Annotated in this window: 17 protein-coding genes; 5 read left to right on the forward strand and 12 right to left on the reverse strand. The window is 36.5% G+C overall.

Annotated features, from left to right (window positions below; all coding sequences use genetic code 11):
• The first annotated feature begins 39 nt into the window (after nucleotides 1-39).
• The 3 genes from Q0794_RS05995 to Q0794_RS06005 are packed head-to-tail and all read left to right on the forward strand — an operon-like array spanning nucleotide 40 to nucleotide 3520.
• Nucleotides 40-669, forward strand: a complete 630-nt coding sequence (locus tag Q0794_RS05995) for a TnsA endonuclease N-terminal domain-containing protein (protein ID WP_298940847.1) — start codon at nucleotides 40-42, stop codon at nucleotides 667-669.
• The gene (locus tag Q0794_RS06000; protein WP_298940848.1) at nucleotides 666-2504 is read left to right on the forward strand and encodes a Mu transposase C-terminal domain-containing protein; all 1839 of its coding nucleotides are present in this window, start codon (nucleotides 666-668) and stop codon (nucleotides 2502-2504) included. The genes Q0794_RS05995 and Q0794_RS06000 overlap by 4 nt, the downstream gene beginning before the upstream one ends.
• Nucleotides 2501-3520 (forward strand): TniB family NTP-binding protein, encoded by a 1020-nt coding sequence (locus tag Q0794_RS06005; protein ID WP_298940849.1) that lies wholly within the window; start codon nucleotides 2501-2503, stop codon nucleotides 3518-3520. The genes Q0794_RS06000 and Q0794_RS06005 overlap by 4 nt, the downstream gene beginning before the upstream one ends.
• Nucleotides 3521-3786: 266 nt before the next feature.
• Here the strand turns inward: Q0794_RS06005 and Q0794_RS06010 are convergent, their stop codons facing one another.
• Both Q0794_RS06010 and Q0794_RS06015 read right to left on the reverse strand, forming a co-directional pair.
• The gene (locus Q0794_RS06010) at nucleotides 3787-4638 is read right to left on the reverse strand and encodes a haloalkane dehalogenase (RefSeq protein WP_366522517.1); all 852 of its coding nucleotides are present in this window, start codon (nucleotides 4636-4638) and stop codon (nucleotides 3787-3789) included.
• Between the two features lie 164 nt (nucleotides 4639-4802).
• Nucleotides 4803-5357, reverse strand: coding sequence for a carboxymuconolactone decarboxylase family protein (locus Q0794_RS06015; protein WP_166368095.1), 555 nt, complete (start codon nucleotides 5355-5357; stop codon nucleotides 4803-4805).
• A gap of 235 nt (nucleotides 5358-5592) precedes the next feature.
• Here Q0794_RS06015 and Q0794_RS06020 point away from each other — a divergent pair, with 235 nt between their 5' ends.
• Entirely contained in the window at nucleotides 5593-6546 is a 954-nt protein-coding gene (locus tag Q0794_RS06020) for a LysR family transcriptional regulator (RefSeq protein WP_298940850.1), read from the forward strand.
• A gap of 148 nt (nucleotides 6547-6694) precedes the next feature.
• Here the strand turns inward: Q0794_RS06020 and Q0794_RS06025 are convergent, their stop codons facing one another.
• The 10 genes from Q0794_RS06025 to Q0794_RS06070 all read right to left on the reverse strand — a co-directional run bounded on the left by Q0794_RS06025 (nucleotide 6695) and on the right by Q0794_RS06070 (nucleotide 12788).
• Nucleotides 6695-7291 (reverse strand): tyrosine-type recombinase/integrase, encoded by a 597-nt coding sequence (locus tag Q0794_RS06025; RefSeq protein ID WP_166368099.1) that lies wholly within the window; start codon nucleotides 7289-7291, stop codon nucleotides 6695-6697.
• Nucleotides 7292-7455: 164 nt separating this feature from the next.
• Nucleotides 7456-7863 carry a hypothetical protein gene (locus Q0794_RS06030; RefSeq protein WP_298940851.1) on the reverse strand — a complete coding sequence of 136 codons (408 nt, stop codon included), beginning with the start codon at nucleotides 7861-7863 and terminating at the stop codon, nucleotides 7456-7458.
• 36 nt (nucleotides 7864-7899) lie between these two features.
• Nucleotides 7900-8121 (reverse strand): hypothetical protein, encoded by a 222-nt coding sequence (locus Q0794_RS06035; protein ID WP_298940852.1) that lies wholly within the window; start codon nucleotides 8119-8121, stop codon nucleotides 7900-7902.
• Between the two features lie 135 nt (nucleotides 8122-8256).
• On the reverse strand, nucleotides 8257-9156 hold the full coding sequence (locus Q0794_RS06040) for a haloalkane dehalogenase (protein ID WP_166368103.1): 900 nt from the start codon (nucleotides 9154-9156) through the stop codon (nucleotides 8257-8259).
• A 20-nt stretch (nucleotides 9157-9176) separates the two neighbouring features.
• Nucleotides 9177-9479, reverse strand: a complete 303-nt coding sequence (locus tag Q0794_RS06045) for a DNA alkylation repair protein (protein WP_298940853.1) — start codon at nucleotides 9477-9479, stop codon at nucleotides 9177-9179.
• A gap of 13 nt (nucleotides 9480-9492) precedes the next feature.
• Nucleotides 9493-9900 carry a hypothetical protein gene (locus Q0794_RS06050; protein WP_298940854.1) on the reverse strand — a complete coding sequence of 136 codons (408 nt, stop codon included), beginning with the start codon at nucleotides 9898-9900 and terminating at the stop codon, nucleotides 9493-9495.
• A gap of 52 nt (nucleotides 9901-9952) precedes the next feature.
• Nucleotides 9953-10597, reverse strand: a complete 645-nt coding sequence (locus Q0794_RS06055) for an SDR family oxidoreductase (RefSeq protein WP_298940855.1) — start codon at nucleotides 10595-10597, stop codon at nucleotides 9953-9955.
• Nucleotides 10598-10677: 80 nt separating this feature from the next.
• A complete protein-coding gene (locus tag Q0794_RS06060) occupies nucleotides 10678-11418 on the reverse strand; it encodes an SDR family oxidoreductase (protein WP_298940856.1) in 741 nt (246 codons plus the stop codon).
• A 10-nt stretch (nucleotides 11419-11428) separates the two neighbouring features.
• Nucleotides 11429-12340 carry a haloalkane dehalogenase gene (locus Q0794_RS06065; protein WP_110924242.1) on the reverse strand — a complete coding sequence of 304 codons (912 nt, stop codon included), beginning with the start codon at nucleotides 12338-12340 and terminating at the stop codon, nucleotides 11429-11431.
• Between the two features lie 67 nt (nucleotides 12341-12407).
• Nucleotides 12408-12788 carry a hypothetical protein gene (locus tag Q0794_RS06070; protein WP_298940857.1) on the reverse strand — a complete coding sequence of 127 codons (381 nt, stop codon included), beginning with the start codon at nucleotides 12786-12788 and terminating at the stop codon, nucleotides 12408-12410.
• A 153-nt stretch (nucleotides 12789-12941) separates the two neighbouring features.
• On the opposite strand from Q0794_RS06070, the gene Q0794_RS06075 reads away from it, so the two are divergent.
• Nucleotides 12942-13544, forward strand: a complete 603-nt coding sequence (locus Q0794_RS06075) for a TetR/AcrR family transcriptional regulator (RefSeq protein WP_298940858.1) — start codon at nucleotides 12942-12944, stop codon at nucleotides 13542-13544.
• Nucleotides 13545-13957 lie beyond the last annotated feature (413 nt).

Raw genomic sequence — 13957 nt, forward strand, 5'->3', positions numbered from 1 at the left:
TATATACTTGATTGTACAAAAAACAATCAGGTTTGTTTCATGTATATACGAAATTTACGTAAGCCTTCACCGAATAAAAATGTATTCAAATTTGCTAGTACAAAAATTAGTGATGTGATTATGTGTGAAAGTACACTGGAGTTCGATGCCTGTTTTCATCATGAATATAATGATGCAATTAAAAGTTATGGAAGCCAACCCCAAGGCTTTAAATATCAATTTAGGGGGAAAACACTTCCCTACACTCCAGATACACTAATTGAATATTTTGATGGTGTAGAAATATTTCATGAATACAAACCATACAGTAAAATTTCATCTCCTTTATTCAGAGAAAAATTTGTAGCTAGAAGAGAAGCTTCATTGGCATTGGGGTGTGATCTTATTTTAGTTACAGATAAACAAATCCGTGTGAACCCAATTTTAAATAACTTTAAGTTATTACATCGATATTCAGGCGTTTATGGTCTTAATGCTATTCAGAATGAGCTACTTGAGACAATTCAAAAATCTGGTGTTATTAAATTAAATGATGTCAGTTTTCAATTTGGTTTGACGATTGGTGAAGCTCGATCTTTTCTATATGCATTAATTCATAAAGGTTTTGTTAAAGCTGATTTAGGTCGAGAGGATCTAAGTGCTAATCCTAATTTATGGTGTCCTTCGTGAATGATTTTTATGATGAATTCGATGAACTGGAAGTACCAATAAAGCCTAGTACACCTTCCGAATACGTAAAATTAGAAGACGCAAACGTAATTAAGCGAGATATAGATACTTTCTCTGACTCCCTGAAAGAAAATGCTTTAGATAAATATAAGTTGATTAGCTTTATAGAGAAAGAGAACACTGAAGGATGGACCCAAAAAAATTTAGATCCCATCCTTGAAAGCTTATTTGGCATAGATAATCCCAAAAGACCAAACTGGCGTACTGTAGCTAGATGGCGGAAGAAGTATATTGAAAACAATGGTGATATTACTTCTCTAGTAAACGAAAATCATAAAATGGGAAATAGGAAAAAAAGAATAGAAGGGGATGATGTTTTTTTTGATAAAGCGTTAAATCGATTTCTAGATGCAAAAAGACCTAAAGTGTCTATGGCATATCAGTATTATAAAGACCTTATTATCATTGCTAATGATAGTGTTGTGAATGAAAACATCCCGACCATATCGTATAACGCGTTTAATAATAGAATAAAGTCTCTTCCTCCATATCCAATTGCCATCGCTCGACATGGAAAGTTCATGGCAGATCAATGGTTTGCTTACTGTTCATCACATAATCCACCTACGCGCGTATTAGAACGTGTAGAAATTGATCACACACCACTTGATTTGATTCTACTTGATGATGAGCTCAAAGTTCCAATAGGGAGACCTTATTTAACGCTAGTTGTTGATGTATTTAGTAGTTGTGTTTTAGGGTTTCATTTAAGTTATAAATGCCCTTCATACGTCTCCGTTGCAAAAGCAATTTCTCATGCTATTAAGCCTAAGTCTCTAGAAAATATAGGTATAGAGTTTCAGCATGATTGGCCATGTTATGGAAAGTTTGAAAATTTAGTTGTCGATAACGGGGCTGAGTTTTGGTCGAAAAACCTAGAACACGCATGCCAAGCTACGGGCATCAATATTCAATATAACCCTGTACGTAAACCCTGGCTAAAGCCTTTTGTTGAGCGTTTTTTTGGAATGATCAACCAATACTTCTTATCTGAAATTCCAGGGAAAACCTTTTCGAATATTCTTGAAAAAGAAGAATATAACCCGGCAAAAGATGCAATTATGCCATTTTCTACTTTTGTTCAGGAATTCCAACGATGGATTGTTGATGTCTACCATTATGCTCCAGATTCCAGAGAGACTAGAATTCCAATAAAACAGTGGCAAAAAGGTTTTGATGTTTATCCTCCTCTAAAAATGGAAGCTGAAGATGAAGACCGTTTTACACTGCTTATGAAAATTTCTAAAAAAAGAAAATTAACTAGAAATGGATTTAAATTTGAAGGATTAATGTATGACTCAACGGCTTTAGCTGATTATCGGAAACATTACCCTCAAACTAAAGAAACAGTAGAAAAATTTTTTAAAATAGATCCTGATGATATTTCTAGCATCGATGTTTATCTCGAAGAATTAGATGGTTACCTTACAGTGCCTTGTACAGAGCCTACTGGATATACAAAAGGTTTAAGTTTATATGTACATAAAAGATTTAAGAAAATTAATCGTGAAATCATACGAGAAAGTGTTGATGGTTTAGGTTTAGCAAAAGCTAGGATGGCAATTTATAATCGAGTCCAGCAAGAGAAAGAAGATATAATTGCATCCAAAAGAAAAACAAAACTTCAAGCTATTAAAAAACAGGCGCAACTTGCTGATGTTAGTAATACAGGTACAGGTACAATTTCTAAAAAGCTTGAAACACTTCCTGAACCACCTAATAAATTGGGTGGTTTACTTGACGATTGGGATGATGATTTAGAGGCTTTCGAATGAATGAGTTATCTGAGCTTCAACTTGAACAGTTAAGAGTATTCAGTGATTGTATCGTTATGCACCCTCAAGTTAAAACCATTTATAATGATTTTGATGATCTAAGATTAAATAGAATGTTTCAAACAGACCAACAGTGCATGTTATTAACGGGTGATACGGGTGTTGGTAAGAGTCATCTAATAAATCATTATAAAAAAAGAGTGTTGGCGACTCAAAATAATAGTAGAGAAACAATACCTGTTTTAGTCAGTCGTATCTCTAGTGGTAAAGGTTTAGATGCAACATTAATTCAAATGTTAGCTGATCTCGATTTATTTGGAAGTAGCCAAAGAAAAAAACGAGGTTATAAAACTGATCTAACTAAAAAGTTAGTAGAAAGTTTAATTAGGGCCAAAGTGGAGTTATTAATTATCAACGAGTTCCAAGAATTAATAGAGTTCAAAACCCTACAAGAAAGACAGTTAATAGCGAATGGCTTAAAGTATATTAGTGAAGAAGCAAAAATCCCAATTGTACTTGTTGGGATGCCGTGGGCAGAGAAAATTGCAGAAGAGCCTCAATGGTCTTCTCGATTAGTTAGAAAAAGAAAACTTGAATACTTTAGCCTTCAAAAAGACAGCAAATATTACCGCCAGTACCTCATGGGATTGGCTAAGTCTATGCCATTTGCCGAGCCTCCTAAACTTGAAGAACAACATACTGCAGTTGCATTGTTTTCAGCTTGTAAAGGTGAAAATCGTTCATTAAAACATTTATTGACAGAGTCGTTAAAGTTGGCGTTATCTCATAATGAAGTACTTGATAAAAAACATTTTATTACTGCTTACGACAAACTTTATCTAGCTAACAGTGAAACTCATCTTAATAATCCTTTTAAACAAAAGCTTGAAGATATACTTATATCTGAGGTGGAGAAGAGTTCAAAATATGATCCTAACGCAATAGATCCAGAATATAGGTTAGTTGGTCGTATTTTTTCTAAGTCCAAAACATTGGCTGCGTTGTTATCAAAATAATTTTTTTGAACGATTCTGTTATCTGAATTACTTTTCTATCTCGCAAAGGGGCACAAAGCGCCCTAGAAAAATTACCGATAGATACAAAAAAGGCAACCATGTAGGTCGCCTCCAAGGGCTCTTTAGAGATTTGAAGTTGGGGTTATGCTAAATACAGAAATGCACCTAACAAGCATTCCTATGCATATCTCGTTAATAAGAGTTTAAGTACAGCGCTATTAAAAATGTTTTACTCTGCATCGCTTACTTATTCAAATGCCCCATCATTATTTATTAATACGACGATACCAATCATAGATAGCCCTGCCAATTGCATAAGGATTGTCTTCTTGCACATAGTGAATACCCTCACCAATATAAGATATCTGTATATTTTTAGCGCGAGTTTCCCAATAATCAGCGGCTTCTGGTGGTTTTTGAGAGCCCGGTGTTGCGTACAAATATAACCATGGAATGTCAGTATTTTCAAGCCAAGTATTGTAGTCGCTGATCACTTTGGTAGTGACTGCGGGCTCACCTCCAATCGGTATTTCCAAAGGCCATTGGTAAACCTGTATACGGGATTTTTCAGTCGGAAATGGCTTTAGATACTCTTCGTGTGTAGCTTTGTCTAACGGACGAACAATAGCACCCGGTAGCGCAACTTCGAGAAACCAGTTATCTTCGATAATCAGTTTATGTCCTTTAATAGGATCAAGAACCATTTTAGAAAATTCAGCTTTTTTATGAGGATAATCTTCGTAGCTCTTTGCCGGAAGAAGAGGTGCCATAAGCGCTTCCATCGTCACAATCGCTTTAATCCTTGATTCATTCAAACGAGCATAATGTAAACCAAGTCCAGAGCCCCAATCGTGGACAACTAAGGTAATGTTTTGAAGGTCCATTTTTTTCATAAATGCATCAAAATATAGATAATGATCTTCAAATGTATAATTTAACTCTGGCTGATCAGATTTACCAAAGCCGATATTATCAGGTGCAATTAAACGACCTTGCGATTCTAAGTGTGGCATGATGTTACGCCATAAATAAGATGATGTTGGTTCACCGTGTAAGAATAAAATAGGGTCGCCTTCGCCAACGTCTATGTAAGCCATCTTAGATCCTAAAATATCGATAAATTGATGGGTTTACTTAGTCGTTGATGGAATTTCAGTTGTTAATTGTAAGTTCATATTATCTCCAAAACCTACCACAAACGATAGGCTAATTTATTAGGGATCAGGTTTAGGTTAATCACTATCAGTCATGATGACGCATGAGTATGTTCATATTGTCAGGTTTATACTTTCTTCTGCCATGCAAATTTTTGAAATGGTTTATCCACTGGCGTATTAGCAATATGGTTTACATAGTTACTGATAGTCTTTTGAGAAAGTCCCAAAATAATATCTAGCACTTGTTGTTGCTCGTAGCCTGCATCATAAAAAGCACTCAGCTCCTCTGTTGATACTTGTCCACGTTTGCGAACAATACTCAATGTCAAATCTAACAACGCTTGTAATTTAGGTGTTGGCATTGGTAGTTGATCTCGCAATGCCTTTGTCAATGCAGGGTCTACTTTCATCATGTTTGCAATAGCAGTATGAGCAGGTACACAGTAAGTACAGCCATGTTCGATATTAATTCCTTGCCATACGACGGTTAATTCTTCTGCATTAAATGAAGACTGAATGAAAAGGTTATTAAGTTCATTATAGGCAATAAGCAGTTCTGGAGATTCTGCAATAATGCCATGCAGGTTAGCAATCATGCGGTTCTTTTTAAGAGAAGTCGCTAATAACGGTTTACTTTTTTCTGGTGCAGTTTCTAGGGTATGAATAGTAAATGTGTTCATGGTATTAACTCCAATATTGATAAGGTATCAACTCAGTCATTCACTGTATTGATTAATTGGTTGTTATTATTCCTTAAAAAACACATCAGATAATCAGAGGTTTTTCCCATTGATTAGGGGGTTATTTGCTACAATAGAAGTCTAAGTGTAATAAAAAGTGCTAACTGGCTACTTTGAGTGGGATATTGCAAACAATAAGCCGATATGTAGTTTTGTGCTGACGAGGATTTTTATCATGGATATAGCAACAAGATTAGATCTGTTTTTCGATGTCGTTAAGCAAGGTTCTTATACCAAAGCGGCTAATCTTCGAAATATAGATAGATCATCATTATCTAAACAAATAAAAATGTTAGAAGATGAACTAGGAACTCGTTTACTTAATCGTTCAACACGTTCTTTATCATTAACAGAAGCAGGAAAAGAAGTACTTAAACAAGCAGAATTAGTGAGGCAAACCATTGCAGATACTCACCGGATTGTTGAATCTTTCCACAGTCAGCCTAAGGGCCTGCTTCGAATCACCAGCCCGACTTTATTTGGCAAACAATACGTACAAAAAGCTATCATAAAATTTATGAAAGCTTATCCAGATGTCCATGTTCAACTCATTTTAGATAATAAAAAACGCAGTATAATCGAAGATAAATATGATATTGCCTTTCGTATTGGACAGGCACAGGATTCCAACTTAATCGCACGAAAGCTAGCAGTGAATAAACCGATTTTATTAGCTTCAAAAGGTTTTCTAAAAGAATATGGGACACCACAAACACCACAAGAATTGTTCGCACTACCAGCCGTTGTATATGCAAATGACGGTTTAGTTGTGAATCGAATTACCATTGGTGCTGACTCGAAATTAACGCTTGGCGTAATATGGGAGCTTCAAGGGAAATATCGAGTTAATGAGCCGGAACTTATTCTTGATGCCATTAAATCGGGTATTGGCTATGGAATGCTGGGCGCTTATATGCTCGATAAAAATATCAAAGAATATGGACTGGTGCCACTGCTGACCAATTACACCTTGCCTGAAACATTAGGCGATATTCATGCACTATACCCGCATCGTAACCCAACCCCATTAGTGAATAAATTCATAGATACGATAAAAGAGGTGATTGGTGAGACGCCAATTTGGGAAAGTTATATTGACAATTTTTCTGATTATTACAAAAAGAACTAAATTAGGCTGGACTTGTTATTTGATGTCCATTAATCACTTTACACATACTAAGTTTTTGTGGCTGAGTAATATTAGCCACAAGTTTGTAGGTTTCTAAATTGCTTTGGGGGCGGAAGCATTTTGCTTCCGGATAGCATTATATTGATGATCATGTATCTGTTGACTCTGAAATTGTTAATGCATCTTCAATCTCTACACCTAAATACTCAATAGTACTTTCTAATTTTGAGTGGCCTAAAAGTAGCTGTATTGCTCGAAGATTTTTTGTTTTAGTATAGATTAAAGATGCTTTAGTTCTTCTAAGTGAATGGGTATTGTATTGAGTAATATCTAAGCCAAGTTTATCAACCCATTGTTTAACTATATTTGAATAGTAATGGTAACTAATATGGTAATTTTCCTTTCTGGGACTAGGAAATAAATAGTCGACAGGTTTTAAATCTTTACTATGGATCCAAATATTTAAACATTGCTGTGTTTTGGAGGTGATTTCAAATTGGACTTCTCGGTGTGTTTTCTTTTGTTCTATTATCGCCCTAGATTGAATTAGTGAGCCTGTGCAAATATCACGTACCTTGAGCTTAATTAAGTCACTTGACCGAAGCTTGCTATCAATTGCCAAATTAAATAAAACTAACTGTTCAAGCTTATTTTCTAATTCTAACCGTATACGAATTCGCCAAATTTCCTCTAATTTAAATGCTTTTTTCTGACCGACTCGCTTTCCTTTATTCCATGCTTTCATAATCTACTCCTATTGAATGGTGTAGTAGGAGCGTTATGTAATTCTGTTTCGAAAGCAAAGTATGGGGCACATAGCGACTTAAAAATTCATCTCTAAATGAGTAGTTAAACCTATGAACTACCATAAATAGCGCTCTTTTTAATTGCGTAGAATATCGGTTTTTTCTAGCCAAGTTCGAGTATTAAATTTCGAATCTGATCAGCCAGCTCAGGTGATTTAATTAAAGCACCATGACAAGGCAGTAAAATTTTAGGCGGTGAAATTTCAATAAGTTGCATTACCGCGCTGGCAAAGACTTTTCGATCTTTAATACCAAAATTAGGAAATACTTTAACCATTTTTACAATGTCACATATTGGGCCTTCAGTATGTTTTTGGCCCGAAAAGGCATCCACAACATGCCAAATATAGCCAATCTGCGCTGACTCTATAAGCCAAACCTCACCATTTTTCAAACCACTGGGTTCTTCTAGGGTAAGTCCTTCTGGTAGTGCATTGGCTAGCGATGATAATTCTTTGAACGTTAGCCCTGTCCTGTCAGTCAAGCGTGCATGAGCACTCTCAGATGCCACTAAATGAGCTTTTGGGGTAGGCTTTTGAGTATTCTATCAAACCAGCATTATGGTAGGTATAGAGGCGAGTAGATATTGGACTTCGCCTAATTCGATTAGGCTATCTTTAGCCTCTTCACTGAGGCCTGACACTGGACTATATAAACAAACGCCACCTGTTCTCAGTTTAATAGCCGTGCATCTAAGGCTATTTTTGGTGGCGGTATATAATGTAGCAGAGCCATCGACTGCTTCAAACTTGGATAATTTAGCTGCCATCGGTACTTCCTTTGTCGTGGTCAAATTATAGTGTCAAATTATAGCGGTCAAATAAATCTGCTCATGGTTCCGTAGTCTACCCAATATAACGCTTAAGCATTTTTTCTATTTGACCACTAGCCCTATAATTAGTGTTTATTTAATAACTTTTTTATACCAATCGACAATACCTTCACCAATTTCGTGTGGATGTGACTCTTGTAGATAATGCTTTCCTTCACCTAAATCTACTGCAGTAATATTTTTCCACGTTTCAGCGATATGCTCACCTAATTCTCGATTAATGATTAGTCCTGGCTCTGCATAAAATAACAACTTAGGCACATCTGAATTTTTGTGGTATTCATTATATGAATTAACAATGTCAGTGGTAAATTTTGGGACGCCATCAAAAGAAATTTGACCAGGCCACATAAGCAGTGGTTTACGGCTCTTTTCTTCCAAATAAGGCGCTCGGTAATGGTCCATTTCTTCTTGAGTTAATTCTCTGCCCGCCATCATGGGTAGCATAGCCTCAATAAAGAAGTTGTTTTTAACAATCATTTCATGCCCTTCTGCAGGGTCACGAAATTTTTTAAATAATGTTTCTGTCTCTTTAGTCGTATTTTTCCAATAAGAAACTTGAGACATAGCTTCAAAAAAAACAATCCCTTTTATATTTTCTCTATGCTGATTGGCATAGTTAAAACCTAAAGCAGAACCCCAATCTTGAATGACTATAATGATATTTTTTAAGGCTAACTTTTCAATAAACGCATCTAAATAGGTAATATGGTCTTCAAATGTATAATCTATATCGGGCTTGTCAGACTTACCCATTCCAATAAGATCAGGAACAACCACACGACCTAAGGCACTTACATACGGAATGATGTTTCGCCATAAATAACTTGATGTAGGGTTTCCGTGTATGAGTAAAAAAGTATCTTTAGAATTTTTGTCTCCTTCATCTACATAATGCATTTTAGAATCTAATACTACTTGAAATTTAGATTCAAAAGGAAACGCTGCTGATATTGGTTTGTTGTTTGACATATTTATTCCTTTTTAAATGTTTAAATTGAATTTTTGCGATTTAAAACTCTTGCTGCTTTTCTAATTTGCTTCAGTTTTTCCCGTTTTGTTTTATCCCACTTTTCTGTACCCGCGCTATATCCGTAAGCACAAATTTTAGTTGCGTTTTCAAATAGAAATTCTTCCTGCTCTTTAGGGTATATATTTCCTATTTCTCTAAGTGTCCAACCCACTCCTTTTTCAACATAATAAGCGTGGTCAGAAATTAAAGGTGCTACCAAATCTATAAGTACTTGAAAAGGTAAATAGTGTTTTCTATGAGCGCTGTAATAAAGTAAACCCACTATGCTTTGTCTTCTATGCCATGGGTTTGTAGACGTATTCCATTTTTTTATACGTTGGCAAAATTAATGCTGCATCATATTCTACTAATTGAGCATATATTTTTGAAATGCCATCGCTTGTTTCCCATCGATTAATTTTGTCTTGCCATAATTTAATCGTTGGCCAAGCGGCCAGCATTTCATCTTTGTTTTTAATATGCTCCTCCAAGAAATACAAACAAAACATTTCAGCTCTATACACTTTGGTGTTCGTCCAGATATAACTCCATATCGCTAGTTGTTCATAAAAAGACATGTGTTTAAAAGAAAAACCTCTTTCAAAAGCTTTTCTTTGTAAAGGAACGGTTTCACCTGCTTTAGAAGTGATTGTTTCTATTTCTTGAAGGTAGTTTTGCATATTATTTAAAACTCTACTATCCATGGCTTCTTTCGCTAATGCCGATTTAAAGAAATGACCAACCGTTCCTTATAAATTAATTGCTTGCGGTTAATGCCGAGCTAATCACTTCATTACCATGATAAAGTTCAAATATCTGGTTACTGACTTCGTCACGATTAATGCAATACTCAATTGATTTGGCGACATCTTCTCTGCTAATGAATAAATCATTCGTAGAAGTCGAACGCGTGGTTGTTATGAGCCCGTTGCCTTTATCATTAGTCAGGCTTCCCGGTCTAAGAATGGTGTAATTTAGACCACTGGATAATAGGTACTGATCCGCAAAATACTTTGCCACCAAATAGGGTTTTATTTCTGATTCAAATTCGTCAGGGTCTTGTGCGCCTAAACCACTTACCATTACAAAATGTTGTATACCTTCCTTTAAAGAATAATCAACTGCTTTTTTTGCTGCCCATAAATCTATTAAAAGTGTTTTATCGTCGCCTGTATTACCGCCAGAACCTGCACTAAATACTACTTTATCGCAGCCCTTAAAAGCGTGTTCAAAATCAGTTTCAAGATCGCCAATAACAGCCTCTACACCTATATTTTCTAACTTCTCAGCTTGTTGTTTGCTACGAACCATTGCGACAACTGGGCGATCCTGATTGTGAAGCAACTCAACCACTATTTTACCAATCTGGCCATTAGCGCCAATAACGAGTGTTTTTTTCATTTTTTATACCTTTTAAAGCAACTGTTTCACGTTGACCTGCCAAACAAAATACAAAAAAGGCAGGATCAACTCACATTAGATTAGAAGTCTTGAATAGTTGGTCTGATAATAATTTCGTTAATATCGACATCATCTGGTTGTTCAATCGCATAGGCGACAGCTTTGGCAATAGATAACGCTGGAATGGCGTCTTTATAAATATCTTTAACAAATTGAGAGGTAGCTTCATCCGAACTACCGAATTTTAATTCAGAATCAATTAAGCCGGGTGATAATAGCGTTGTACGTATATTGCCACCCACTTCCGCTCTCAATCCTTCTGTTATCGCTTTAACCGCAAATTTTGTACCGCTATAGACAGCCGAACCCGGTGAAACTTTATGTGCAGCAACGGAAGCGAGATTAATAAAGTGACCACTATTTTGTTTGGTAAACACGGGAAGTGCAGCGGCGATACCGTAAAGTACTCCTTTGATATTAATGTCGACCATGCGATCCCATTCATCAACCTTAACCTCAGCCATCGGAGCAATTGACATCAAGCCGGCATTATTGACCATGACATCTAAGCGTCCAAAAGTCTCAATCGCCTTGTCGACAAGCATTTTAACCTGATCGGATTTGGTGACATCCATCGTGACATATTCAGCTTCGCCACCCTCAGCACGAATATCATTTACGATAGCTGCTAGTTTTTCACTACGACGCGCACCCAATACGACTTTAGCACCTTTTTGAGCCAGAAAACGCGCAGTTGCTTCACCTAAACCACTGCTTGCACCCGTTATAACAATCACTTTATTTTCTATATTTGTATTCATTGGATATAGCCTATTTATTATTCATTTCTAAGTGAACAAGCGCTTTTTCTGCAATTTCAACACCGTATTCTTGAACAAAGTGTCCTGCTTCTGCAATTTTTAAGGGCTCAGGGCAGCCTTTAATAAAGCTTCTTAAGTACTCCATTGGGCCTTCGCCTAAAGCTGTATCTTTCATGCCTATCGCCATGAAACTTTGACCGTTCCAGTCTTTTGACCAAAACTCTCTTGCGCGTTTTCCGTGCTCAACACCATCCATCGTTGGCTCGACAGGCACCATGGCGGGAAAGCGTCTTACGCCTGCTTTATAGCTGTTGTCTGGAAATGGCGCATCGTAAGCTATAACATCCATCACAGATACGGCTGGCCCTGCGTCACAGGCAAATAAACCACCGACTGGTATTTCAGGGGCATTTGCGCAGAAATCTCGCCACTGATAAAACCCTTCAGGGGCGGTTTCACCCACCGATATTGCCGTGTTCATAACAATCAAATTTTTGAATCGATCTTGCATATCCATTGGGATTGTTAACCCTAGAATTCCGCCCCAGTCTTGACAGACCAACGTAATATTTTTCAGATCAAGGCGTTCAATTAATCGCATTAAACTATCACGGTGAAAATCAAAGGTATAAACCGATTCATCAACGGGTTTATCTGAACGACCAAAGCCAAACAAATCAGGCGCAACAACACGATGACCAGCGCCCGTAAATATAGGAAGCATTTTTCTATATAAGTAGCTCCATGAAGGCTCACCGTGTAAACATAAAAAAGTGTTTTCAGATGAGGAATCACCCTCGTCGATGTAGGCCATGCGTAAAGACTCAAAACCAGCTAAATCATCAATGTAGTTAGGTTGGTAAGGAAAGGCCGGTAATACAGAGAATCTTTCTTCTGGTGTTCTTAATGCTTTAATCGTCATAATATTTCTCCTGAAAAGTAGTTTATTTAAGTTAATGTTATCAATGCTAAAATTATTAATTTATAAGTTACTGAGTTTTGCCTAAAAATAGGGATTTAAAGGGCTGCTCGGATGCTCGCATACTGCCAATGATGTAAACAAAGGCGGTAATAAGATCCATGACAGAAATATAGACAAAGATCTTTGGTGCCAAGCCTAATGAAGCGGCATATGTAACAATGATAAAGCCGACCATTCTTACCAATCCGTTCCAAACAATAAGAGGGGCACGGGTTTTAATGTCTGAAGTAGCCCAAAGTAACGCAGCGCCCATAAGCATAAAAGATACGCCCAATACCACCGTGATAATTAACGTGTCTGCTTGAGGTGCCATCAGCGCTGAAATAATCATACCTAGTGCGATTGGAAAGTTGAATAGCGACGTAATTTGTACGAATTTTTTAAACATTTTTAGTTCACTTATTTTATTATTATGAAGCGATCGCTTCAGAACTGAGTTAATTGTGAATCGATCACTTTGTAATGTCAATAGGGTGGATTGACATTTTGAAGTGAATGCTTCAAAATAGAATTAATTAATATTATTTTTAAGGGTCACAGAGTGAAAGCAGGACGAAAAAGAGCGTTTGATAAAGAAGTCGTTTTAGATAAAGCGATGCGGTTATTTTGGGCCAATGGGTACTCGGGTACTTCTGTTGCTAATCTTTCTTCTGAACTTGGCATTAATACGTCGAGTTTGTACGGAACGTTTGGCAATAAAGAACAGTTATTCAAAGACTCACTGGTTCATTATGTTAAGCAATACGTTGCAGCTAATTACAAACACCTAGTAGATCCATCAAAAGCAACATTAAAAGAGCGATTACAAACTTGTTTCTATGGGCTTATTGAGCTGTTCACTAATAATGAGACTCCCCGTGGATGCTTACTCGTAAAAAGTGTTAATGAATCAGACAGTGTTGCGTTTCCAGAAGACGTGGTTGTTTATATAGAAAAATCAGGAACAGAAACTCAGCAAATACTGACGGATTTATTCGCGTCTGGCATTACGAAGACTGATATGCCCAAAGGTCAAACAGCTGAAAAACTTGCTACGTATCTATTGTCAATTAGTTATGGCATTGCCGTTCAAGCAAAGGCTGGTAAATCGGAAGAAGAGTTAAAGTCAGTCCTTGATCATAGTTTGAATTCTATTTTTGCTTAAAGCTAGTTAAGTATCATGACTAACTACTGTAGGATATAAATTTTTAGTCTTAGTAAGTCGCTAAGGGGGCGAAAGCGACTTAGAAAAAAATAAGCATTTACTCATCTAAATAGAAGAAAATGCTTCAATTAATTTTTCTCGGAATCCACCAAAGCCTTTTAAATAAGCGGGAGGGTATGAGGCTTCATTTCCAACTTGTGTATTATTACTTGGATCTTTAAACGACAAATCTTTAAGTGGTATATCGCTTGAAGTTGGTCGGTGATCTAATGCTGTTGATATTTTGTGGTTACCCGTTGCAATATCAAAATGTTTTGTGGCCTCATTACTTCTAACTAACCTGAGTTCTGGATAAGCAATAGCATTTATTAGACTGTCATCATCTCTAATTCACTTTTAGATACCTTAATACA

The sequence above is a fragment of the uncultured Psychromonas sp. genome (genome assembly GCF_947489755.1).
Classification (GTDB): domain Bacteria; phylum Pseudomonadota; class Gammaproteobacteria; order Enterobacterales; family Psychromonadaceae; genus Psychromonas.